This window comes from Variovorax sp. HJSM1_2 (assembly GCF_049316285.1).
GTDB lineage: Bacteria > Pseudomonadota > Gammaproteobacteria > Burkholderiales > Burkholderiaceae_C > Rhodoferax_B.
The window spans coordinates 58,267-80,025 of sequence record NZ_JBMOXA010000006.1; the positions used below are offsets into that span (position 1 = coordinate 58,267).

Here is a 21,759-nt window from a genome sequence, read left to right on the forward strand (position 1 = left end):
GTCCGGCTCAACCGCTGAATGGGGTTGCCCGGCCCCGCCCGAAAAAGGGACTTGGGGAAAACCAGGGATTTTAACCAAGGCTGGCCGCCGCATCTTGCCTTGACATTCATCCTTTCTGCACGGCGGCTTCTGCGGTGGGATAATTCGAAGCATGAGCATCAACATCAAAAGCGCCGCTGATATTCAGGGCATGCGCGAGGCCTGCCGTCTGGCCTCGGAGGTTCTGGACTACCTCACGCCGTTTGTGACCGCTGGCGTCACCACCAAAGAGATAGACCGCCTGGCCGGCGAATACATGGTCAACGTGCAAGGCACACGCTCGGCCACGCTGGGCTACCAGCCACCGGGCTACCCACCGTATCCGGCGTCGCTGTGCACCTCGTTGAACAATGTGGTGTGCCATGGCATTCCAAACGAGAAGCCGTTGAAAAAAGGCGACATCATGAACATCGATGTCACCGTGATCACCAAGGACGGCTGGTTTGGCGACAACAGCCGTATGTATTTGATTGGCGAAACATCGATTGCCGCCAAGCGCCTGTGCCAGGTCACCTTTGAGGCGATGTGGGTCGGCATCATGCAAGTCAAACCCGGCAACCGCCTGGGCGACGTGGGCCACGCGATTCAAAAGTTTGCCGAAGGCCATGGTTATTCGGTGGTGCGCGAGTTTTGCGGCCACGGCATAGGCAAGGTGTTCCACGAAGAGCCGCAGGTGCTGCACTACGGCCGCCCCGGCACGCTGGAAGTGCTCAAGCCCGGCATGGTGTTCACCATAGAGCCCATGATCAACATTGGCCGACGCGAAATCAAGGAACACGGCAACGACGGCTGGACCATCGTCACCAAAGACCGTTCACTCTCGGCCCAATGGGAACACACCGTGCTGGTGACCGAAACCGGCTACGAGGTCATGACCATGTCGGCCGGCAGCCCTGCCACTCCCGCCTTTGTGAACGCTGAAACCCTGCCTGCCACCGCCTGACCACAAGCCGAGCCGCACTACTTTGAACGCCCTGAGTGACCTTTCCCCACTGACAGCGGCGCTGCCGCCGATAGAAGTCCCGCCCGTCGTGGATGTGGCGGCTCTCAAAGTGGCCTACCAGCAGCAAAAGAAAGTGCTGCTGGAATCGGTGCGCAACAGCGGTGTGGGCACGCGCAGCGTGCATCCGGCGCTGCGCAACCTGGGGCATTTGGCGCAAGACACGCTGCGCCAGCTCTGGTTTGCGGCCGGTTTTACCGACCACTGCGCGCTGGTCGCCGTGGGCGGCTTTGGCCGTGGCGAGTTGTTCCCTAACTCCGACATCGACGTGTTGCTGCTGCTGCCAGACAACACCACGCCCGAAACCGACCCGGCGCTGCAGCAGCGCATCGAGACCTTCATAGGCAGTTGCTGGGATACCGGCATGGAGATAGGCTCCAGCGTGCGCACCGTGGCCGATTGCATTCTGGAGGCCGGCAAAGACGTTACCGTGCAGACCTCTCTGCTCGAATCGCAGCTGATCACCGGCAACACCACGCTGTACCGGCGCTTTCGCAAACAATTCACCGACCAGATCGACGCCAAGGCCTTTTTTGTCGCCAAGACGCTGGAGATGCGCCAGCGCCACAACAAGTTTGAGAACACGCCCTACTCGCTGGAACCCAACTGCAAGGAGTCGCCCGGCGGGCTGCGCGACCTGCAGACCATTCTGTGGGTGGCCAAGGCTGCGGGCCTGGGCAAGACCTGGGACGAACTGGCGCGCAAGGGACTGGCCACCAAACTAGAAGCACGCCAGATCAAGGCCAATGAAGCGGTGCTGAGCCTGATACGCGCACGCCTGCACCTGGTGGCCGGCCGGCGCGAAGACCGCCTGGTGTTCGACCTGCAAACCGCCGTGGCCCAGACCTTTGGTTATGAGAACAGCACGGCCGGACCGTCTGGCACCCAGGCGCGTGCCAGCGAAATCCTGATGCGCCGCTATTACTGGGCGGCCAAGGCGGTGACGCAACTCACACACATCCTGCTGCTGAACATTGAGGAGCGGCTGAACCCGTCCAGCCACCCGCTGCGGCCGATCAACGAGCGCTTCAACGAGAAGGCCGGCATGATCGATGTGGCCAGCGACGACCTCTACGAAAAACACCCGCACGCAATTCTCGAAACCTTTCTGCTCTACGAGACCAACGAAGGTCTGCACGGCCTCTCGGCGCGCACGCTGCGCGCCTTGTACAACGCACGCAACCTGATGCAAGCCGAGTTCCGCAACGATCCGGTGAACCGCGCCACCTTCAAACGCATCATGCAAGAGCCGGTGGGCATCACCCACGCCATGCGCTTGATGAACGAGACCTCGGTGCTGGGGCGTTATCTGCGGCCGTTTAGGCGCATTGTCGGGCGCATGCAGCACGACCTGTTCCACGTCTACACGGTGGACCAGCACATCCTGATGGTGCTGCGCAACGTACGCCGCTTCTTCATGGCCGAACACGCGCACGAATACCCGAGTTGCTCGCAACTCGCCGCTGGCTGGGACAAGCCCTGGGTGCTGTACGTGGCGGCCCTGTTCCACGACATCGCCAAGGGCCGTGGCGGCGACCACTCCGACCTGGGCGCACGCGATGTACGCCGCTTCTGCAGCCAGCACGACATCAAGGGTGAAGACGCCAAGCTGATCGAGTTCCTGGTGCATGAACACTTGACCATGAGCCAGGTGGCGCAGAAATCAGACCTCAGCAACCCCGAAGTGATTGCCGAGTTTGCGCGCCGCGTGGGCACCGAACGCCGCTTGACGGCGCTCTACCTGCTGACCGTGGCCGACATCCGCGGCACCAGCCCCAAGGTGTGGAATGCCTGGAAGGGCAAGCTGCTGGAAGACCTGTACCGCTACACCATCCGCGCCCTGGGGGGCCGCGCGCCCGACCCCGGTGCCGAGGTGGAAGCACGCAAACGTGAAGCCCTGTCCATCCTCGCCTTGCACGCCGAGCCGTTTGAATCGCAGAAAGCCCTGTGGGACACACTGGACGTGGGCTACTTCATGCGCCACGACGCGGCCGACATTGCCTGGCACACACGCCAGTTGTCGCGCCACATCGACAAGGCCAGCAAAGACAAAATCGCTGCCGATGGCGCCTCGGCACAAGCCATCAAGCCGATTGTGCGGGCCCGCCTGTCGCCCGTGGGCGAGGGCCTGCAGGTGATGGTCTTCACCCAGGATCAGCCCGACCTGTTTGCGCGCATTTGCGGCTTCTTCGACCAGTCTGGCTTCAGCATCCTGTACGCCAAGATCCACACCACCAGCAACGGCTACGCGCTGGACACCTTCCAGATCGTCACCTCTATGCTGCCCGAGCACTACCGCGAACTCACCAGCATGGTGGAAAACGACCTGGCGCGCACGCTGACACAACAAGGCCCGTTGCCGCCGCCGAGCAAAGGCCGTGTCTCACGCCGCGTGAAAAGCTTCCCCATCGTGCCACGTGTCGACATGCGCCCCGACGAAAAAGCCCAACGCTGGCTGCTCAGTATTTCGGCCAGTGACCGCGTGGGCCTGCTCTACGCCATGGCACGCATCCTGGCCAAACACCAACTCAGCGTGTTTCTGGCCAAGATCAACACCTTGGGCGAGCGTGTGGAAGATACCTTCCTGGTGCAAGGGGCCGAGCTGCAGTTCAACCACACACGCATACAGATAGAGACAGAACTGCTGGAAGCCCTGAATCCAGTGTGATTCAGCTTGATCAGGCCTGAGCTGCCGCCCTACACTCGCCAGCCCATCAAGGCAAAGCGAGTGTTATGGCAAAGATTGCAAAGTCTCCCTGGCTCCAAGCGGCATTGGACTACATTCCCGAATGGCTGAACTTTCAGCTCGAGCGCTACAAACAACCGGGCTGTTCCATCGCCATTGCACATGGCACTGAACTGGTGGCCGAGCAGGCCTTTGGTGTTGCCGACCTGCGCACCGGCGAAACACTCACCCCTCGCCACCGCTTTCGCATTGCCTCCCACTCCAAGACGTTTACCGCCGCCGGCGTGATGCTGCTGCGCGAGCAGCACAAGCTGGGCCTGGACGATCCGATTGGCCGCTATGTGAGCGGCTTGCACAAAGACCTCGCCAAGGCGCGCATCAGCGAACTGCTGTCGCACGGCGCGGGTGTCATCCGGGACGGCCACGACGCCGGCCAATTCGTCGATCGTCGGCCCTTCTTCACACGCGAGGAGCTGTTGGCCGACCTCGCGCAAAAGCAACCACTGGCGCCAGGCGTGCAACTCAAGTACTCCAACCATGGCTATGCCCTGCTCGGCCTGATGCTGGAGCAAGTGACCGGCTCCGACTACGCCTCCTGGATGAGCAAACACATCATTGCCGCAGCCGGCCTGCGCGAGACTGTGCCCGACATGCCATTCCTGCCCAAGTCGGCGCCCATGGCCGTGGGCCACAGCACCGAGTTCCCATTCGGCCAGCGCCTGATCGTGCCCGGAGACAACCCATGCAATGCCATCGCGCCCGCCGGCGGCTTTGTCTCCACCGCGTCTGACGTGGCGCGTTTCTTCGCCCAGTTGGCCCCCAGCAGCAAGCAGAGCATCTTGTCAGCCGCCAGCCGGCGCGAGATGGTGCAGCGCCGCTGGCGCGACCCGGTCAGCCTGCTGGAAGCCCACTACGGCCTGGGCACCATGATTAGTGCGCCCGGCCCCAAAGAATGGCACGGCCACACCGGCGGGCTGCAGGGTTTTGTGTCGCGCACCGCGCATTTCCCGCACACGGGTTTCACCATCTCCGTGCTGGTGCACGCGCAAGACGGTTTTCCTTTCGATTGGGTCGAGGGCATCGCCAGCATACTCGCGGCATTTCAGCAACACGGCGCACCATCGAAGAAGCTGGCCGACTGGCGCGGCCGCTGGTGGAACCTGTGGGGCGCCTCCGATCTGGTGCCCATGGGCAACATCGTCTGCGCCATCGCGCCGCAGATGACGGTGCCCTTCCACGCCGCCATCACCGAAATCACGGTCACCGGCAAAGACCAAGGCGTGCTGCAAAAAACCTCGGCCTACAACAGCCCGGGGCAATCCGTCCACCTGGAGCGCGACAAAAAGGGCCGCGTCACGGCATTTTGGTGGGGCGGCGGCAAACTGCTGCCCAAAGAGGCTTTTGTGGCCGAAGCCACGCAGCGCTACAGCCCCGCCAAGCCGCTGCAGCCGGCCAAGGCGAAGGCAACCCAAAAACCCAAGGCTCAATCGTCTTCGGTGGCCGCAATCCCGGGGAAAAGAATCTCGGTGTAACCAAACCTGGAGAAGTCGCGCACCCGCATGGGGTAGAGCTTGCCTATCAGGTGGTCACACTCGTGCTGCACCACCCGGGCGTGGAAGCCGTCCACCGTGCGGTCTATCGCATCGCCATACTGGTCAAAGCCGGTGTAGCGGATCTTGGACCAACGCGGCACCACGCCGCGCAGGCCGGGCACGGACAAGCAGCCTTCCCAATCGTCTTCTTCGGCGTCGCCAATCGGTGTGATCACCGGGTTGAGCAGCACCGTGGGCGGCACGATGGGCCTATCCGGGTAACGCGGGTTGCGGTCGTTCGAGCCGAAGATCACCAGTTGCAGGTCCACGCCAATCTGCGGCGCGGCCAGGCCGGCGCCATTGACCGCGCGCATGGTGTCCAGCATGTCGCTGATCAACAAATGCAGTTCATCGGTGTCAAAGGTGGTCACCGGCTGGGCCACACGCAGCAGGCGTGGGTCGCCCATCATCAGAATGTCGCGTACGGTCATGGGTTTCGTCTGCCTAGATCAAAAGAAGCGAGCATAACGCCGGGCACAATGCTTGTATTGCCTACAGGAATTGACTTGACCCAACCCGACGCCCTGCCGCCATCACCGGACCCGACACTGCCCACCCGCCCGCTGCCCCTGCTGCTGCGCTGGTTGCTGCTGCTGTTCGCGGTGTTGTGCCTGGTGATGGGGCTGATTGGCGTGTTTGTGCCGGGCCTGCCCACCACCGTGTTCATCCTGCTGGCCGCATGGGCAGCGGCACGCAGTTCACCGCGCCTCAGCGCCTGGCTGGAGAGCCACCGCCTGTTCGGCCCCATGATCCTCAACTGGCGCAACGGCGGCACCGTGAGCCGCCGCGCCAAATGGAGTGCCACCATCATGATGTCGCTGTGCGCGGTCATCGTCGGCTTGACGGCGCACCGGCCCTGGCTGGGATATCTGGCCATGGGATGTATGGCAACCGTCCTGGTTTGGCTGTGGTTCAGGCCAGAGCCTCGCAAGACAGACGCCTGACAAAGCGCTGCCGGGCTCTTTCTAAGGCTCCGTTTCGGCCGGTGCGTATCGGTTGCGCCCCAGGCGTTTGGCCTCGTACAAAGCGGCGTCCGCAGTCTTCAACAGGCTGCTGGCGGATTGGCTGGCATCGGGCACCACGCTGGCCAGTCCAATGCTCAGCGAAACCCAAGGCGACACCGGTGAGGCCTTGTGTGGGATGGTGGCCTCCTGCAAGGCCGCCAGACAATGCCGCGCCATCACCACACAAGCCGCCATGTCACTGCTGGGCAGCAACAGGGCAAATTCTTCACCACCGTAACGCGCCACCAATTCGCCCGAGCGTTGCACACAGCGCTTCAAGATGTCAGCCACGCTGGCCAGCACCACATCACCGCCCTGGTGACCATAACTGTCGTTGTACTTTTTGAAGTGATCAATGTCGACCATCAGCAGGCCCAGCGGCAAGCCGTGGCGAGCGCAACGCTGCCATTCCTCCTGCAGGGTTTTGTCGAACAGGCGCCGGTTGCCGACGCCGGTCAGGCCATCGGTCACGGTGAGGCGCTCCAGCTGTTCGTTGACTCTTTTGAGCTCGAACTCCGCAGCCTTGCGCGCGCTGACGTTTCTGAACGTGGCCATGACGCGCAGCGGCTGGTTCTGCTCTCCCCGCTCAATGGTTTCCGCACGCAAATGCACCCACAGGTAATGACCGTCCTTGTGGCGCACGCGGTACTCGATGTCGGCGTTGGCGAGTGCACCGCTGAGCATGCCTTGCAACAGCACATCGGCGCGCTCCGCATCGTCCGGATGGCGCAAGGCGCTCCACGCGGCAAGGTTCAGCCGCTCGCCCTCGGGCTCCAGGCCCAGGATCTCGTAGGCGCGGCTGTTGAACAGCACCTGGTCGCTGGCCACATGCCAGTCGATCAGACCCATCTTGCCGGTCTTCATGGCCAGGGCAAGGCGCTGTTCTGAATCGCGCAAAGTGGCGTCCATCTGCACCCGCTCGGTGATGTCCATATGTGTGCCGAGTACACGCATGGCCTGGCCGTGTACATCGCGCTCCACCACCATGACGTGGGCCAGCACCCAAACCAGTCGGCCGTCTTTGTGCAGCATGCGGTGCGTCACCCGGTAGGGCTCGGTACTGTTTTTCATGTGCTCAGAAAAGCCGTCATACACCGCCGTCAAATCATCGGGATGCACCAGCTTGCGCCAGTTCTCGGCGTTGACTTCAATTTCTCCGTGGTGGTAGCCCAGGATCTCCAGCTCGCGGCTATTGACGGTGAAGGTATTCACGTCCAGCCGCCGGTCCCATAAGCCCAGGGCGGCGCTTTTCAGGCCAAACTCAAAACGCAAGGCGTTTTCGCGCTCCAGACGTCGCCGCACCTGGTCGCCGCGGCTCTTGGCCATCGCGCTTTGCTGGGCAAAATAAAGTGCCGTGCAACTGCCCAGGGTCAGCAACGCAAACAACACGGCGTACATCGCCACATCGTCGCGCCACGCCGCATAAATAGCCGATGGCTTGCGGCTCAACTGCACCACCAGGGGCGAGTCCATGCGCAAGGCCTGCGGCGCCACGGTGTGCAGCACCATCAGACGGTCATCCCCCGTGGCCGCCGAGATGCCCTCAAAGGTCGACTCTTCGCGGCCGCTGGCCACGTGCTGGCTGAACAGCGAGGTCGACGCACTCAGGTCACGCCCGAGCAAGGCCTCGTCGTGCCGCGCGTCGACAAACAAGCGGGCCGAAGCGTGCACCACGCCGACCTGCATGTCGGGCGCATACAGCACCGATTTCGCCAGAATCTCAAAATATTCGGGGTTCAGGTTGGCCGTGACCACGCCCGCAAAATCACCGTTGACCGCCTGTATCGCCTTGCTCAGGCTGATGGAGTAGACGCCGCCCATGGATTTGAACGGCGGGCTCACATACAAGCGGCTGTAGTCAGGGTCCTTCTGTGCTGCCGAGAAGTAGCTACGCTCCCGAAAATTCATGCCACGCAACTCTGGCCGGTCGGTGATGGCCATCGTGCCCGACGCATTCAGCACGGCGATGCCGCGCACGCCCGGCATTGCATCGGCCAAGGCCTTGAGGCGCGACGGAGCATAGGTCGACTCACCCGGTGTATCCCCCGCCACCAGGTCATAACGCACACTGGCCAGAGCGTTGTTGACCCCGTCAAACTGCCGCGCCAGGTTGTCGGCCACCACACGTGCCTGGGTTTGCAGACGGCTGTGCTCTTCCTGGGTGATGCGCTGGTAACCGATGTAGAGCTGGAAAATGCCCAGGCCCAAGGCCAATACCAGAAACACAGCAAGCCCCAGCCACGCCTGTTTGTAGGGTTTTCTATCGTCTTGGGAGTCTTGGGAATGTGCCAACGGGGTGGCCATGGATGCGGGTGTCGCGGATGTCACGGGTCTAGGAACCTGAAGGTCTTACAGGAAAGCGGCCACCCTAGTTTATGTGCATAAGCCAATACCCGATCAACGGTTCTGCTTTGAAATGCAGCAGCCCTAGCCCGTATCTCGGTGGTTCGCACTAGGCAAAGACGGCCATCAACGCCCCAAACTGGGGATGGCCCCGCACCGGGACGGTGTGACGACGCCGGGAAATACCTGCGCCCGGGGCCAGACCGGCGCATAGAGCCGCGGTCTGCAGTCAAAAGCTCCCGGCATGAAGCTTGCTTGACAAGCCGTGTTCGAGGTGAAGCTGCCTGGACTGATGTCTCCCTCCGCTAATGATGGCGCCCCCTGAACGCAGTGGCCTGAATGGCCGGCGTTTGGTTTGTTCCAACCCACGCCCGTGGTTCCGCGGTGGGTGCGTTGTGGCGTTGGCCCGCTCGGGCACCCCGCACACGATCCTGCATCCCGCTGCGTTGCCACCTGCGTCCTTGCAGGATCATCATGAAAATCATTCTTATCGGCCACGGCATGGTTGGCCACAAATTCCTCGAAAGCCTGGCAGAAACCGGCCTCAGCAACGTCGACGTCACGGTGCTGTGTGAAGAGCCCCGCCCCGCCTACGACCGTGTGCATCTGTCCGAGTTCTTCAGCGGCAAAACGGCCGAAGACCTGTCCCTGGTAGAAGCCGGCTTTTTTGAGCGCACCGGCTTCACACTGCGCCTGGCGGCACGCGCCGCCTCGGTAGACCGCATTGGTAAAACCGTGACCACGCTGGACGGCGAAATCCTGCCCTACGACAAGCTGGTGCTGGCCACAGGCTCCAACCCCTTTGTGCCGCCGCTGCCAGGCCGCGACCGCGAACACATCCATGTCTACCGCACCATAGAAGACCTGGAGGCCATGACGGCCTCGGGCAAGAAGTCGAAAACCGGCGTGGTGGTGGGTGGCGGCCTGCTGGGCCTGGAATGCGCCAAGGCCTTGCGCGACATGGGCCTGGAAGCCCACGTGGTCGAGTTCGCCCCCCGGTTGATGGCCGTGCAGGTGGACGAAGGCGGCGGCCGCGTGCTGCGCGCCAAGATCGAAGAGCTGGGCCTGACGGTGCACACCGGGCGCAACACCCAGGAGATCACCGACGGCGCCACGGCGCGCCACCGCATGGTGTTTGCCGACGGCACACACCTGGAGACCGACATGATCGTGTTCTCCGCCGGCATCCGCCCACGCGACGAAATCGCGCGCCAATGTGTGCTGGCGATTGGCCCGCGCGGCGGCGTGGTGATTGACAGCGCCTGCCGCACCAGCGACCACGACATCTACGCCATTGGCGAATGCGCCTCCTGGAACGAACAGGTGTTTGGCCTGGTGGCCCCGGGTTACGACATGGCCCGCGTGACCGCGCGCCACATTGCAGGTGATGTGGACGCCGCCTTTGTTGGCGCCGACATGAGCACCAAGCTCAAGCTCATGGGTGTGGACGTGGCCAGCATAGGCGACGCCCATGGCCGCACGCCCAAGAGCCGTTCGTGCCAATACGTGGACGAGCTGCGCCAGATCTACAAGAAGATTGTGATCAGCGAAGACGGCAAACAACTGCTGGGCGCGGTGCTGATTGGCGACGCTTCCGAATACGGCACGCTGCTGCAGATGGCGCTCAACGGCATCACGCTGCCGGCCGAACCCGAATTCTTGATCTTCCCGTCGAGCGACGGCAAAGCCAAGCCTGGCCTGGGTGTGGACGCCCTGCCCGACAGCGCCCAAATCTGCTCGTGCAACAACGTCAGCAAGGGCGCCATCTGCGCCGCCGTGGGCGACGGCGCCTGCACCATTGGTGAGTTGAAGGCCTGCACCAAGGCCGGCGCCACCTGCGGCGGCTGTGTGCCGCTGGTCACCCAGGTGATGAAGTTCGAAATGGCGCGCCGCGGCATGGCGGTGAACAACCATGTGTGTGAACACTTTGCGTACTCGCGCCAGGAGATCTACCACCTGGTGCGCGTAGGCAACATCAAGAGTTTTGACGACCTGCTGGCCAAACATGGCAAGGGCCTGGGTTGCGACATCTGCAAACCCGTGGCGGCCAGTGTGTTCGCCTCCTGCTGGAACGAGTTTGTGCTGAAGAAAGAACTCGCTGGCCTGCAAGACAGCAACGACTACTACCTGGGCAACATCCAGAAAGACGGCACCTACTCGGTGGTGCCACGTATGCCCGGTGGCGAGGTCACACCCGAAGGCCTGATCGCCGTCGGTCAAGTCGCCAAGAAGTACGGCCTGTACACCAAGATCACCGGCGGCCAGCGTGTCGACTTGTTTGGCGCACGTGTCGAGCAATTGCCCACCATTTGGGAAGAGCTGATCAACGCCGGTTTTGAATCGGGCCACGCCTATGGCAAGTCGCTGCGCACGGTAAAGAGTTGTGTGGGCTCCACCTGGTGCCGCTACGGCGTGGGCGACAGCGTGGGCCTGGCCGTGGAACTGGAACACCGCTACAAGGGCTTGCGCTCGCCGCACAAGATCAAGTTTGGTGTGTCCGGCTGCACACGTGAATGCGCCGAAGCCCAGGGCAAGGACATTGGCATCATCGCCACCGAAAAAGGCTGGAACCTCTACATCTGCGGCAATGGCGGCATGAAGCCGCGCCACGCCGAACTGTTTGGCTCCGACCTGAGCAAGGAAGAACTCGTGGCCATGATAGACCGCGTGTTGATGTTCTACGTGCGCACCGCCGACCGCCTGCAACGCACCAGCACCTGGCGCGAAAGCCTGGAAGGCGGGCTGGACTACCTGAAGGACGTGCTGATCAAAGACAGCCTGGGCCTTTGCGCCGAGCTGGAAGCACAAATGCAGCATGTGGTAGACACCTACCAGTGTGAGTGGAAGACCGCCATCACCGACCCCGAAACACGCAAACGCTTCCGCTCGTTTGTCAACAGCGACAAGGCCGACGAACACGTGATCTTTGTCGAGGAGCGCGGCCAGATCCGCCCTGCCCGCCCCGATGAACGCGCACCGGCGCTGGCAGAAGCCGCTTGAACACCATCACCAGAAAGCCCCTCATGAAAACCGAAACCCAAACGACCTGGACTGACGTTTGCGCTGTCGACGACATCCTGCCCAGCACAGGCGTCTGTGCGCTGGTGGACAACCGGCACGTCGCCGTGTTCCGCCTTAACATTGTGGATGGAAGCGACCAGTTCTTCGCCATCGACAACGTCGATCCCAAGTCGGGCGCGAGTGTGTTGTCGCGTGGCCTGCTCGGCAACCTGGGCGAGCGTGTGGTCGTGGCCTCGCCGCTGTACAAGAACCACTTCGACCTGCACACCGGCGAATGCCTGGAGGCGCCCGAGCATTCGGTACGTGCGCACGGTGTGCGCACCGATGGCGGTCGCGTGAGTGTCGCTTTGGCTTGAGCGGCGGTTGATGGCCCAGCGCTGCTGATAGCATCGGCAGCCCCACCACTGCATAGAATTTCCGCATGCCCGACTCGGCCGATCCCCTGGCAGCTTTTTCCGTCTCCACCCTGGTGCTGCGCGCCAAGCAGTTGGAGATTGATGCGGTGCGCCATCTCGCCTGCCGCGCCGACCTGGTGGACGCACTCGGCCAGTTGATCCAGGCCCTGCAGCGCGAGCGCGGCGCCTCCAGCATTTACCTGGCCTCCAAAGGACTGCGTTTTGCCGACGTGCGCCGCAACACCGTCCACGAAGCCCAGGCCATGGAGGCCCGGCTGCGCGAGGTGTTCGCCCAGCACACCGAGACGGCGCAGGGGGCCACCGCCAAATCGCTGTCCCTGATGGCATGGGCCCTGCTCGGTCTGGACGCGCTGACCGCACTCCGCACACAGATCGAGCGTCAGGCCATGTCGGCACACGACGCGGTTGCCGCCTTCAGCCATCTGATCGCCGGACTGATTGAGCTGGTGTTCCATGTGGCCGACGCGGCCAGCCTGCCCAGCGTCTCACGCATCCTGGTGGCCTTTTTGCAATTGGTGCAGGCACAGGAAGAAGCCGGCCAGGAACGCGCTCTGGGCGCCTTGCTGTATGCCTCGGGCAGCGCCAGCGAAGAACAGCAACAGCGTGTGCTGAACCTCATCGACGCGCAGGAGCGCAGCCTGCTGGTGTTCGCCGAATTTGCCGACCCGGCCTTGCGCCAGCGTTGGGAACAGCAGCAGTTGCAGCCCGGTGTGGCACGGCTGGAGCGCCTGCGGCGCACCTTGTGCACCACCCGGCCGGAGCATCCGCTGGACAGCAATCTCAGTGACACCTGGTTCGACGTGTGCACCGAACGCATTGACCAGTTGTGGCAGTTGCAGATAGCGCTGATGACACAATTGCGCGCGGCCTGCGCCGCAAGCATCACCGCAGCCCAGCAGGACCTGCAAGACTCCAAGGGCTTGCTGCGCCATCTGCGCGACAACCCGCCGCCGCGCACCCACGCGGTGGACCGCTTCTTTGACCCGGGCAACGCCAGCGCCCCCACGGCTGCGCCGGCAAGTTCCGCAGCCACGGGCCAGGCCAGCACTTCGCTGCATGATGTGCTGCAAGCCCAGACCGCACGCCTGACAGACATGGAACTGGAGCTTGTCGCGGCCCGCCGCAAGCTCAATGAGCGCAAGGTGATTGACCGCGCAAAAGCCATGCTGATGAGCAAACTGGGCATGAGCGAAGAGGTCGCCTTCCGCACCCTGCAAAAGACCTCGATGGACGAAAACCGCCGCCTGCTGGATGTGGCCGAAGCCACCCTGGCGTTGCCGGACTCGGCCTTTGCCCAATTGGCGCAACGCTGAACCATTGCGGTGCATCGCGTGCCGGCTATGCACTGACGCGAGGCCAGGCGGCGGGCATCACACCCGGCGTTTCAGCAAAACCTATACATGCCGTGTTTTTTGTGCCCCACACATGTGCAACATGCCGGCCTTGGCAAAGGTATGGATATTGCTTAACCCACACATCGGGCTGATGAAGGCCTGAGCAAGCCCACAGCGCACCCCGGATAACGGCGTCCATTGCAGCACTCGCAAACCTGAGTGCCGCAACGGACGCCGTTTTGCATTCTGCAGTGCTTGAACGCCATGTTCAGCAACGCCCATCCCTCCCCTTTTATCCAGCCCAAAGGAAGTCAAATGGCCTACCTCGCCCCTGCCGAGTTCGTCACCAAAATGGTCGATGCCGGTGAATCCAAGTTGCTCATGTCCACCCGCGACACCTTGATCCGCTCCTACATGGCCGGTGCCATCCTGGCCCTGGCCGCTGCCTTTGCGGTGACCGTGACCGTCAACACCGGCAACCCGCTGCTGGGCGCCATCCTGTTCCCCGTGGGTTTCATCATGCTGTACCTGATGGGTTTTGACCTGCTCACCGGCGTATTCACCCTGGTGCCCTTGGCTGTGCTCGACAAACGCCCCGGCGCCACGTGGAAAGGTGTTTTCCGCAACTGGGGTTTGGTGTTTGTTGGCAACTTCGCCGGCGCACTGACGGTGGCCGTGTTCATGGCCATCATCTTCACCTTTGGTTTCAGCGAAGCGCCGAATGCAGTGGGCGAAAAGCTAGGCCACATTGGTGAAGGCCGTACGCTGGGTTATGCCGCACATGGCGCCGCCGGCATGCTCACACTGTTCATTCGCGGCGTGATGTGCAACTGGATGGTGTCCACCGGCGTGGTCGCAGCCATGATGTCGACCACTGTTTCGGGCAAGGCCATAGGCATGTGGATGCCCGTGATGATCTTCTTCTACATGGGTTTTGAGCACTCCATCGTCAACATGTTCCTGTTCCCCACAGGCCTGTTGCTGGGTGGCAAGTTCACGCTGATGGACTACCTGATCTGGAACGAGATTCCCACTGTGCTGGGCAACCTGGTCGGTGGTCTGACCTTTGTTGGCCTGACGCTTTACTCCACACACTACAAGACCGCCGCCAAGCGCGTGGCGCAGTAAGCCCCTGGCTCCGGTGCTGCGCACTTTCCGCCCCCGTCGCTGGGGGCAGCACCTGCAGCCTGGCATAGCCAGTTCTGCGGTACTTCCACACGGGATGCCATGAGCCAAACTTTACGCGTGACACTGGGCCAGCATTCGCGCGCCGGGACCAAGGGTGTCAACCAGGACTTCCACGGCGCCATGCTGCCGCAAGGTGCATTGCTGACGAGCAAAGGCATAGCGCTGGCGCAGGCCGATGGCATTGGTTCCAGCGCCGTCAGCCAGGAAGCCAGTGCGGCGGCGGTACGCGGATTTCTCGACGACTACTACGCCACTTCGGATGCGTGGTCGGTGCGACGCTCGGCACAACGTGTGCTGGGTGCGACCAATGCCTGGCTGCACGCGCAAACCATGCGTAGCCATGCGCGCTTCGACAAGGACCGGGGTTACGTCTGCACCTTCAGCGCCCTCATCCTGAAGGGCCGTGAAGTGCACTTGCTGCACGTCGGCGACTCACGCATCTACCGCCTGCAGCCGCAGGCGCTGGAACAATTGACCGAGGACCACCGTGTGCATTTGTCATCGGTCGAATCGTTTCTTGGCCGCGCCCTGGGCTTCGGCCCCAATCTGGAGATCGACTACCGCTGCCTGCCGGCCGAGGTGGGCGACATCTACCTGCTGGCCACCGACGGCGCCTACCTGCACCTGGATGCCGCCGCCGTGGCCGAGGCCCTGGCGTTATGCCCCGACGACTTTGACGCGGCCGCCAGCGCCCTCATCAGCATCGCCCAGGCGCGTGGCGCCGACGACGACGCCACGGTGCAACTGCTGCGCATAGACGCCCTGCCCGCGGCCAATGCTAACCCGCTGAGTTTGCTCAAACTTGAAGCACAGCGCGAAGGCCTGGCCCTGCCGCCACCGCTGGCGCCGCGTGCCAGCTTCGAGGGCTACAGCATTGCACGCGAGCTGCACACCAGCGCGCGCAGCCACGTGTTCCTGGCCACGGACGACACCACCGGCCAGCCCGTGGTGCTGAAAACGCCCTCGGTCGATCTGCGCGATGACGCGCATTACCTGGATGGTTTTCTGCTCGAAGAATGGGTGGCACGCCGCATACACAGCCCGCATGTGCTCAAGCCCTTCCACACCGACCGCCCGCGCCAACATGTCTACGTGGCGATGGAATTTGTCGACGGCCAAACCCTTGCGCAGTGGATGACCGACCACCCCAAACCCGAGCTCGACAGCGTGCGCAGCCTGGTGGCGCAAATCGCCAAAGGTTTGCAAGCCTTCCACAGCAAAGAAATGCTGCACCAGGACTTGCGCCCGGCCAATGTGATGATAGACCGCAGCGGCACGGCAAAAATCATAGACTTCGGCTCCACCTACGTGGCCGGCCTTTCCGAGGGCACACCCCATGCACGTGCTGACGCCATCGCCGGCACGCTGCAATACACCGCACCCGAATACTTCACCGGCGACGGCGGCAGTGCCCGCTCCGACCTGTTCTCGCTGGCCGTGCTCAGCTATCAGATGCTTACCGGACAACTGCCCTACGGTTTGCAGGTGCCCCAGCTCAAGTCGCCCGCCGATCTCAAGCGCCTGCGCTACCAGCCGCTACGCCACCTGCGCCCCGAGCTGCCGGAATGGCTGGATGCCGTGCTGCAAAAAGCCCTGCAGCCGCAGCCCGCCAAGCGCCAGGAAGCACTCAGCGAGTTCATCCACGACCTGCATGCACCAGGCCCCCAGTTCCAACGCAAACGCGCGCCGCCCTTGGTGGAAAAACACCCGGTGGTGTTCTGGCAGCTGACGTCGTTGCTGCTAGGCCTGGCGGTGGTGGTGTTGCTCGGGCTGCGGGCCTACGGCCATTAAGGCCGGCGGCGACAGCACACATGCCCATGCGCGCTGTACACCTACAGCCCTCAAGCCATTGGCCTCTTCACCTAAGGTTGCTGCACCCTGTTAGCAGAAGCTGTTTTGAAGGAGCCCGAAATGAAATGTCCGACCTGTCCCGACGCCACCCTGGTGATGGCCGACCGCCAAGGCATAGAGATCGACTACTGCCCGCAGTGCCGTGGCGTGTGGCTGGACCGGGGCGAACTCGACAAGTTGATTGAACGCAGCGGCGCGGGCGCAGCGCCAGTACAGCAAGCCGTTCAGCAGCCGCAGTATGCGCAGCCGCAATACCAGCAGCAGCGCCGCCCTGACTTTGACGACTCTGGCTACAACAAGCGCCAGGGCTACCGCAAACAAAAGTCCTGGCTCAGCGAGATTTTTGACTAGCCTTTAAAGGCTTTAAGCCTTTTAGCTTCTCTACGCATACTGGATATGCGTGAATAGCTACAGAAGCAATAGCATCTGGAGCATAAAAAAACCCGGCATGGCTTATGGGGCCATGCCGGGTTTTGTGTTGAAGCCCTGGTTTATTTGGCGATCAACTCTTCGTGAGCTGGTGCCAGCGGCTTGTGCGCGTCGGCACCATGGCCATGGCCCGCATCCGGTGCATCCTTGGCCACCGTGGTCTTGGCACCCGGCACCGTGCCGCGCGCCAGCAGCGTGTAGACGGTGGGCACCACAAAGATAGTGAGCAAGGTGCCCAGGCTCATGCCGCCGACAATCACCCAGCCGATTTGCTGGCGGCTCTCGGCGCCCGCGCCGTCGGCCAAAGCCAGCGGCACCGCACCCAGCACCATCGCGCCGGTGGTCATCAGAATCGGCCGCAGGCGCTGCGACGAGGCTTTGACCAGAGCGTCCACCATGTCCATGCCGTGTTCGCGCAACTGGTTGGTGAACTCGACAATCAAGATGCCGTGTTTGGTGATCAGCCCGACCAGGGTGATCAAGCCGATCTGCGAATACACATTCAGCGAGCCGCCCGACCACTTCAGCGCCAGGAGCGCACCAATCATGGACAGCGGCACCGACAGCATGATCACCAGCGGGTCGATGAAGCTTTCAAACTGCGCCGCCAGTACCAGGAAGATGAACACCAGCGCCAGCACAAACACCACGGCCAGCGCGCCCTGCGAATTGCGGAACTCACGCGAGATGCCGTTCAGGTCGGTGGTGTAACCGGGCTTCAGCACCTTGGCCGAAGTCTGCTCCATGAAGTTCAGGGCCTGGCCCAGGGAATAGTCGGACGACAGGTTGGCCGAGATGGTGGCCGAGCGGCGTTGGCCGAAGTGGTTCAACTCGCGCGGCGACACGTTTTCACGCGTCTTCACCAAGGCCGAGAGCGGGATCATGGTGTCGTTGCGGCCACGCACGTAAATGCTGTCGATGTCTTCCGGCGTGGTGCGGCCGCTGGCGCGGGTTTGCACAATCACGTCGTACTGCTCGGCATCACGCTTGTAACGCGTCACGTTGCGCCCACCCAGCATGGTTTCGATGGCGCGCGCCACGGCGTCCACCGAAACCCCCATGTCGGCGGCTTTGTCGCGGTCGATGTCGATACGCAACTCGGGTTTGTTCAAACGCAGGTCAATGTCAACGGACTGGATGCCCGGGTTCTTCGCCATTTCATCCTGGAACTGGCGCACCACCTGGGCCAGGTTCTGGTAGCTGTCCGAGGTTTGGATGACGAAGTTCAGCGGCCGGTCACGGAAACCCTGGCCCAGCGACGGCGGCGTGATGGTGAACGCGCTAACGCCCGGCAATGCGCCGATCTTGGGCCCCATCTCGCGCGCCAGATTGAGTGTGCTGCGGCTGCGTTCTTCCCAGTCCACGGTGCGGAACACCACGCTGCCTTGCGACACCGTAGGGTTGCCGATGTTGGCGAATACACGGTCGAACTCGGGATACTTCTTGCCCAGTTCTTCCAGTTCCTTGGCGTAGCGGTCGGTGTACTCCAGCGTGGAACCATCGGGCGCGTTGATGTTGGCCAGTATGGTGCCGCGGTCTTCGAGTGGCGACAGCTCCTGCTTCATGCTGGGGTAGACAAAGTAGATGGCGGCGGCGCTGGCAATCATCAAACTCAGCACAATCCAGCGCGCCTGCAGCAGCATTTTTTTGGTACGCACACCCATGCCACGCTCACCCGCGCGCGGCTTGTAGCCGGTGACGATGATGCGACGCAGCAGGCGGCCGTAGGCGTCGGACAAGGCTGTCAACGCACGCTCCATGCCGCTGTCAAAACGGTTCGGCTTGGGGTTGTGCTTGAGCATCAGCGAACACATCATCGGCGTGAGTGTCAGCGCCACAAAACCCGACACCACCACCGCCCCGGCCAGCGCCAGTGCAAACTCGACAAACAAGCGCCCCGTGCGCCCCGGCGTGAAGGCCAGCGGCGCGTACACCGCCACCAGCGTGGCGGTCATGGTGATCACGGCAAAACCGATTTCGCGCGCACCTTTGATGGCCGCCGAGAACGGGTCCAGGCCCTCTTCTATGTGCCGGAAGATGTTCTCCAGCATAACGATGGCGTCGTCCACCACCAGACCGATCGCCAACACCAGGGCCAGCAACGTGAGTGTGTTGATACTGAAACCGGCCAACGCCATCAGCGCAAACGTGCCGATCAAACTCACCGGAATGGTGATGATGGGAATGATGGACGCACGCAGCGTGCGCAGGAACACAAAGATCACCAGCGCCACCAGCACCACGGCTTCAAAAATGGTGTGGTAGACGTTTTTCACCGAGCGGTCGATGAACACCGAGTTGTCGTTGGCAACGTCGATGGTCATGCCGGCTGGCAGGTCGGCGCGCAGCTTGGGCAGCATTTCGCGCACACCGGCCGAGAGCTGCAGCGGGTTGGCCGTGGCCTGGCGGATCACACCGGCCGAAATCGCCGGGCGCCCGTTCAGGCGTACCGCACTGCGTTCGTCCACCGGGCCCTCTTCCACGCGTCCGACATCGCGCACTTTCACCGGAAAACCGTTGACGCTTTTGATGGTGATGTCGCCAAACTGCGCCGGACGCATCAAATCGGTTTGCGAGGTGACGCTGAACTCACGCTGCTGCGACTCGATGCGCCCGCCGGGCAGCTCCAGGTTGCTGCGGCGAATGGCGTCTTCCACATCACCCGTGGTGAGGCGGTAGCTGGCCAGCTTGTCGGGGTCCAGCCACACACGCATGGCGTATTTGCGTTCGCCGAAGATGCGCACGTCGGCCACGCCGGTCACCGTCTGCAGGCGCGGCTTGACCATGCGGTTGACCAGATCGTTGATCTCCAGCGGCGACAAGCTGTCGCTGGAGAAAGCCAGCCAGATCACCGGAAACGCATCGGCCTCCACCTTGGCGATCACCGGCTCGTCAATCGCCGCGGGCAGGCGGTTGCGCACCCGCGCTGTGCGGTCGCGCACTTCGGCGGCAGCCGCATCGGCGTCTTTCTCCAGGCGGAAACGCACCGAGATCTGGCTTTGCTCGGCGCGGCTGATGGAGGTGATGACGTCGACCGCATCAATGCCGGCAATCGAGTCTTCCAGCGGCTTGCTGATTTGCGACTCGATGACCTCGGCCGAGGCGCCCGGGTACTTGACCGTGACGGTGACCACGGGCTCGTCGATCTTGGGGTATTCGCGCACGCTCAGGCGCATGAAGCTGACGGCACCGATCAGCACGATCAGCAGCGACAACACGGTGGCAAACACCGGGCGGCGGATGGAAATTTCAGCGAGCTGCATACAGGTAACTTCGCGGTATGAGGATCAACTCAGCCAGCTTAGGCGGGCACGCGCGATTGCGCCACCGTGCCCGTCTTCGGCGCCTGGGCATCGACCGGGCTGGCGGACCGATTCGGTTGGGCCGGACCGTTCATGGGGTTCAACGCCGGGGCAGGAGCCGCAGAGTCGCCTGGGGTCACCGGCCGGATCGGCTGCATGGGCAAGGCCATGTGCGACACCGAGGTCAGGCAAGGGTTTCCCGCGCGCGCGCTGGCGGTGTCCGTGTTGGCGTTGCCAGCGGGCTTGGCCGCAGCCGCGTCGGCAGCGGATTTTTCCTGGCCGTTCCTGTTGCCGTTGCCGCTTGGGCCAGCGGTCGCGGTTTTACTCGCCAGGTCCACCACGCGTACCGGTGAGCCGTCTTTTTGCAAACGCTGCTGGCCTGCCGTGACCACGCGGTCGCCCTGGCTCAGGCCGCTCACGATTTCCACCTGACCGGGGCGGCGCACACCCACCTTGACCTCCACACGCTGCGTGACCAAGGTACCGGCATCGGGGCCAGGCAGCAGACGCAACACAAACTGGCGCCCGCCTTGCGGCACGATGGCCTCTTCCGGCACCGTGAGAGCGTTCTGGCGTTCGCCAAACACAGCGCTGACGCGCGCAAACATGCCCGGGCGCAACTGTTGCTGGCGGTTGTCTATGCAGCCGCGCACACCTACCGAGCGGCCATTGGCATCGACCAAGGGATCGATGGCCAGCACCACGGCAGCAAACTTCTGGCCCGGCAAGGCATCCAGCTCCAGGCTGGCCCGCTGGCCGCGCTGCACCCGGGGCTGGAAACGCTCGGGCAGGCGGAAGTCGACGTACAGCGCGTCCATGTCTTCGATGTTGACGATGTCGGCGCCGTCTTTCAGATAGTCGCCCACGTTGACCTGGCGTATGCCGGCCATGCCGTCAAACGGTGCCACGATCTTCAGCCGTGCGGCGGTGGCGCGCGCCAGTTCCAGCTTGGCTTGGGCCACTTGCAGGTTGGCACTGCTTTCGTCGACCGCGCGCTGGCTGATGAAGTTTTGCGCCAGCAGATCCTGGTTGCGTTTGTGGTTGGCATTGGCGATGGACAGCTCGGCCTCGCTTTGCTGCACCTGGGCCTGCTGCAGCTTGTCATCGAGTTGCACCAGAAGCTGGCCCCGGCGCACACGTTCGCCATCCCGGAAATTGATCTGCACCACCCGGCCACTGATTTCCGGACGCAACACCACACTCTGGCGCGAGCGCAGACTGCCCACGGTCTGGACGTCATCGACCACACGCGTCACAGCTACGTTCGCCACCTCTACGCTAGACGCCGGCGCGGGCTTGGAGCTGGCGCCTTTCTCTCCTTCTGCGGCGCCGCCCGACGCCGCCGCGCCCGCGCTACGCCCGGGTTGCTGCAGCCACCATGCCCCACCAGAGGCCGCGGCAATGCCCACGACCGCCACCACGCTGTAAAAAATCTTGGATGCCATGGATAGTAAAAATTTGTAATGCCAACCTAACCCGCGAATGTAGCAGCAGCCGATGACGTCGTCGCGTCATACGAACGCATTTACAAATGCAATTTCCGCACCATGAGTG

At 62.8% G+C, this 21,759-nt stretch carries 14 protein-coding genes; 10 read left to right on the top strand and 4 right to left on the bottom strand.

The features are described from left to right. Nucleotides 1-151 precede the first annotated feature (151 nt). The 3 genes from map (at nt 152) to ACFQ95_RS08470 (ending at nt 5,257) form a co-directional block, all read left to right on the top strand. Complete coding sequence (gene map / locus ACFQ95_RS08460; protein WP_422830405.1) at nt 152-982, top strand: type I methionyl aminopeptidase; 831 nt, start codon at nt 152-154, stop codon at nt 980-982. A gap of 88 nt (nt 983-1,070) precedes the next feature. Continuing rightward, a complete protein-coding gene (locus ACFQ95_RS08465) occupies nt 1,071-3,707 on the top strand; it encodes a [protein-PII] uridylyltransferase (RefSeq protein ID WP_422830406.1) in 2,637 nt (878 codons plus the stop codon). 65 nt (nt 3,708-3,772) lie between these two features. Then, nucleotides 3,773-5,257, top strand: a complete 1,485-nt coding sequence (locus ACFQ95_RS08470; RefSeq protein ID WP_422830407.1) for a serine hydrolase domain-containing protein — start codon at nt 3,773-3,775, stop codon at nt 5,255-5,257. Here the strand turns inward: ACFQ95_RS08470 and def are convergent. Further along, complete coding sequence (def, locus tag ACFQ95_RS08475; RefSeq protein WP_422830408.1) at nt 5,209-5,748, bottom strand: peptide deformylase; 540 nt, start codon at nt 5,746-5,748, stop codon at nt 5,209-5,211. The genes ACFQ95_RS08470 and def overlap by 49 nt on opposite strands. 75 nt (nt 5,749-5,823) lie before the next feature. Between def and ACFQ95_RS08480 the strand changes: the two genes are divergently transcribed. Then, nucleotides 5,824-6,261, top strand: a complete 438-nt coding sequence (locus ACFQ95_RS08480; protein WP_422830409.1) for a YbaN family protein — start codon at nt 5,824-5,826, stop codon at nt 6,259-6,261. A 21-nt stretch (nt 6,262-6,282) separates the two neighbouring features. Here ACFQ95_RS08480 and ACFQ95_RS08485 read toward each other — a convergent pair whose 3' ends face one another. Further along, nucleotides 6,283-8,625: a diguanylate cyclase domain-containing protein gene (locus ACFQ95_RS08485; protein ID WP_422830410.1), complete on the bottom strand. Its 2,343-nt coding sequence runs from the start codon at nt 8,623-8,625 to the stop codon at nt 6,283-6,285. A 513-nt stretch (nt 8,626-9,138) separates the two neighbouring features. Between ACFQ95_RS08485 and nirB the strand changes: the two genes are divergently transcribed. From nirB to ACFQ95_RS08515, 6 genes are all read left to right on the top strand, one after another. Next, nucleotides 9,139-11,664 carry a nitrite reductase large subunit NirB gene (gene nirB, locus ACFQ95_RS08490; protein ID WP_422830411.1) on the top strand — a complete coding sequence of 842 codons (2,526 nt, stop codon included), beginning with the start codon at nt 9,139-9,141 and terminating at the stop codon, nt 11,662-11,664. Between the two features lie 23 nt (nt 11,665-11,687). Continuing rightward, nucleotides 11,688-12,041 (top strand): nitrite reductase small subunit NirD, encoded by a 354-nt coding sequence (gene nirD, locus ACFQ95_RS08495; RefSeq protein ID WP_422830412.1) that lies wholly within the window; start codon nt 11,688-11,690, stop codon nt 12,039-12,041. 65 nt (nt 12,042-12,106) lie between these two features. Then, complete coding sequence (locus ACFQ95_RS08500; RefSeq protein WP_422830413.1) at nt 12,107-13,414, top strand: nitrate- and nitrite sensing domain-containing protein; 1,308 nt, start codon at nt 12,107-12,109, stop codon at nt 13,412-13,414. 336 nt (nt 13,415-13,750) lie between these two features. Continuing rightward, nucleotides 13,751-14,563 (top strand): formate/nitrite transporter family protein, encoded by an 813-nt coding sequence (locus tag ACFQ95_RS08505; RefSeq protein WP_422830414.1) that lies wholly within the window; start codon nt 13,751-13,753, stop codon nt 14,561-14,563. Between the two features lie 99 nt (nt 14,564-14,662). After that, the gene (locus ACFQ95_RS08510; RefSeq protein WP_422830415.1) at nt 14,663-16,414 is read left to right on the top strand and encodes a protein kinase domain-containing protein; all 1,752 of its coding nucleotides are present in this window, start codon (nt 14,663-14,665) and stop codon (nt 16,412-16,414) included. A 120-nt stretch (nt 16,415-16,534) separates the two neighbouring features. Continuing rightward, nucleotides 16,535-16,825, top strand: a complete 291-nt coding sequence (locus ACFQ95_RS08515) for a zf-TFIIB domain-containing protein (RefSeq protein ID WP_422830416.1) — start codon at nt 16,535-16,537, stop codon at nt 16,823-16,825. A 140-nt stretch (nt 16,826-16,965) separates the two neighbouring features. On the opposite strand, the gene ACFQ95_RS08520 is transcribed toward ACFQ95_RS08515, so the two are convergent. Further along, the gene (locus ACFQ95_RS08520) at nt 16,966-20,166 is read right to left on the bottom strand and encodes an efflux RND transporter permease subunit (protein WP_422830417.1); all 3,201 of its coding nucleotides are present in this window, start codon (nt 20,164-20,166) and stop codon (nt 16,966-16,968) included. A gap of 38 nt (nt 20,167-20,204) precedes the next feature. Next, nucleotides 20,205-21,650, bottom strand: a complete 1,446-nt coding sequence (locus tag ACFQ95_RS08525) for an efflux RND transporter periplasmic adaptor subunit (protein WP_422830418.1) — start codon at nt 21,648-21,650, stop codon at nt 20,205-20,207. Nucleotides 21,651-21,759 lie beyond the last annotated feature (109 nt).

Bases quoted from the DNA above. Each gene is read 5' to 3' on its own strand.
- ACFQ95_RS08505 (WP_422830414.1), top strand. From the start codon at position 13,751: ATGGCCTACCTCGCCCCTGCCGAGTTCGTCACCAAAATGGTCGATGCC.
- ACFQ95_RS08510 (WP_422830415.1), top strand. From the start codon at position 14,663: ATGAGCCAAACTTTACGCGTGACACTGGGCCAGCATTCGCGCGCCGGG.
- def (WP_422830408.1), bottom strand. From the start codon at position 5,748: ATGACCGTACGCGACATTCTGATGATGGGCGACCCACGCCTGCTGCGT.
- ACFQ95_RS08525 (WP_422830418.1), bottom strand. From the start codon at position 21,650: ATGGCATCCAAGATTTTTTACAGCGTGGTGGCGGTCGTGGGCATTGCC.
- map (WP_422830405.1), top strand. From the start codon at position 152: ATGAGCATCAACATCAAAAGCGCCGCTGATATTCAGGGCATGCGCGAG.
- nirD (WP_422830412.1), top strand. From the start codon at position 11,688: ATGAAAACCGAAACCCAAACGACCTGGACTGACGTTTGCGCTGTCGAC.
- ACFQ95_RS08500 (WP_422830413.1), top strand. From the start codon at position 12,107: ATGCCCGACTCGGCCGATCCCCTGGCAGCTTTTTCCGTCTCCACCCTG.
- ACFQ95_RS08485 (WP_422830410.1), bottom strand. From the start codon at position 8,625: ATGGCCACCCCGTTGGCACATTCCCAAGACTCCCAAGACGATAGAAAA.
- ACFQ95_RS08470 (WP_422830407.1), top strand. From the start codon at position 3,773: ATGGCAAAGATTGCAAAGTCTCCCTGGCTCCAAGCGGCATTGGACTAC.
- nirB (WP_422830411.1), top strand. From the start codon at position 9,139: ATGAAAATCATTCTTATCGGCCACGGCATGGTTGGCCACAAATTCCTC.
- ACFQ95_RS08515 (WP_422830416.1), top strand. From the start codon at position 16,535: ATGAAATGTCCGACCTGTCCCGACGCCACCCTGGTGATGGCCGACCGC.
- ACFQ95_RS08520 (WP_422830417.1), bottom strand. From the start codon at position 20,166: ATGCAGCTCGCTGAAATTTCCATCCGCCGCCCGGTGTTTGCCACCGTG.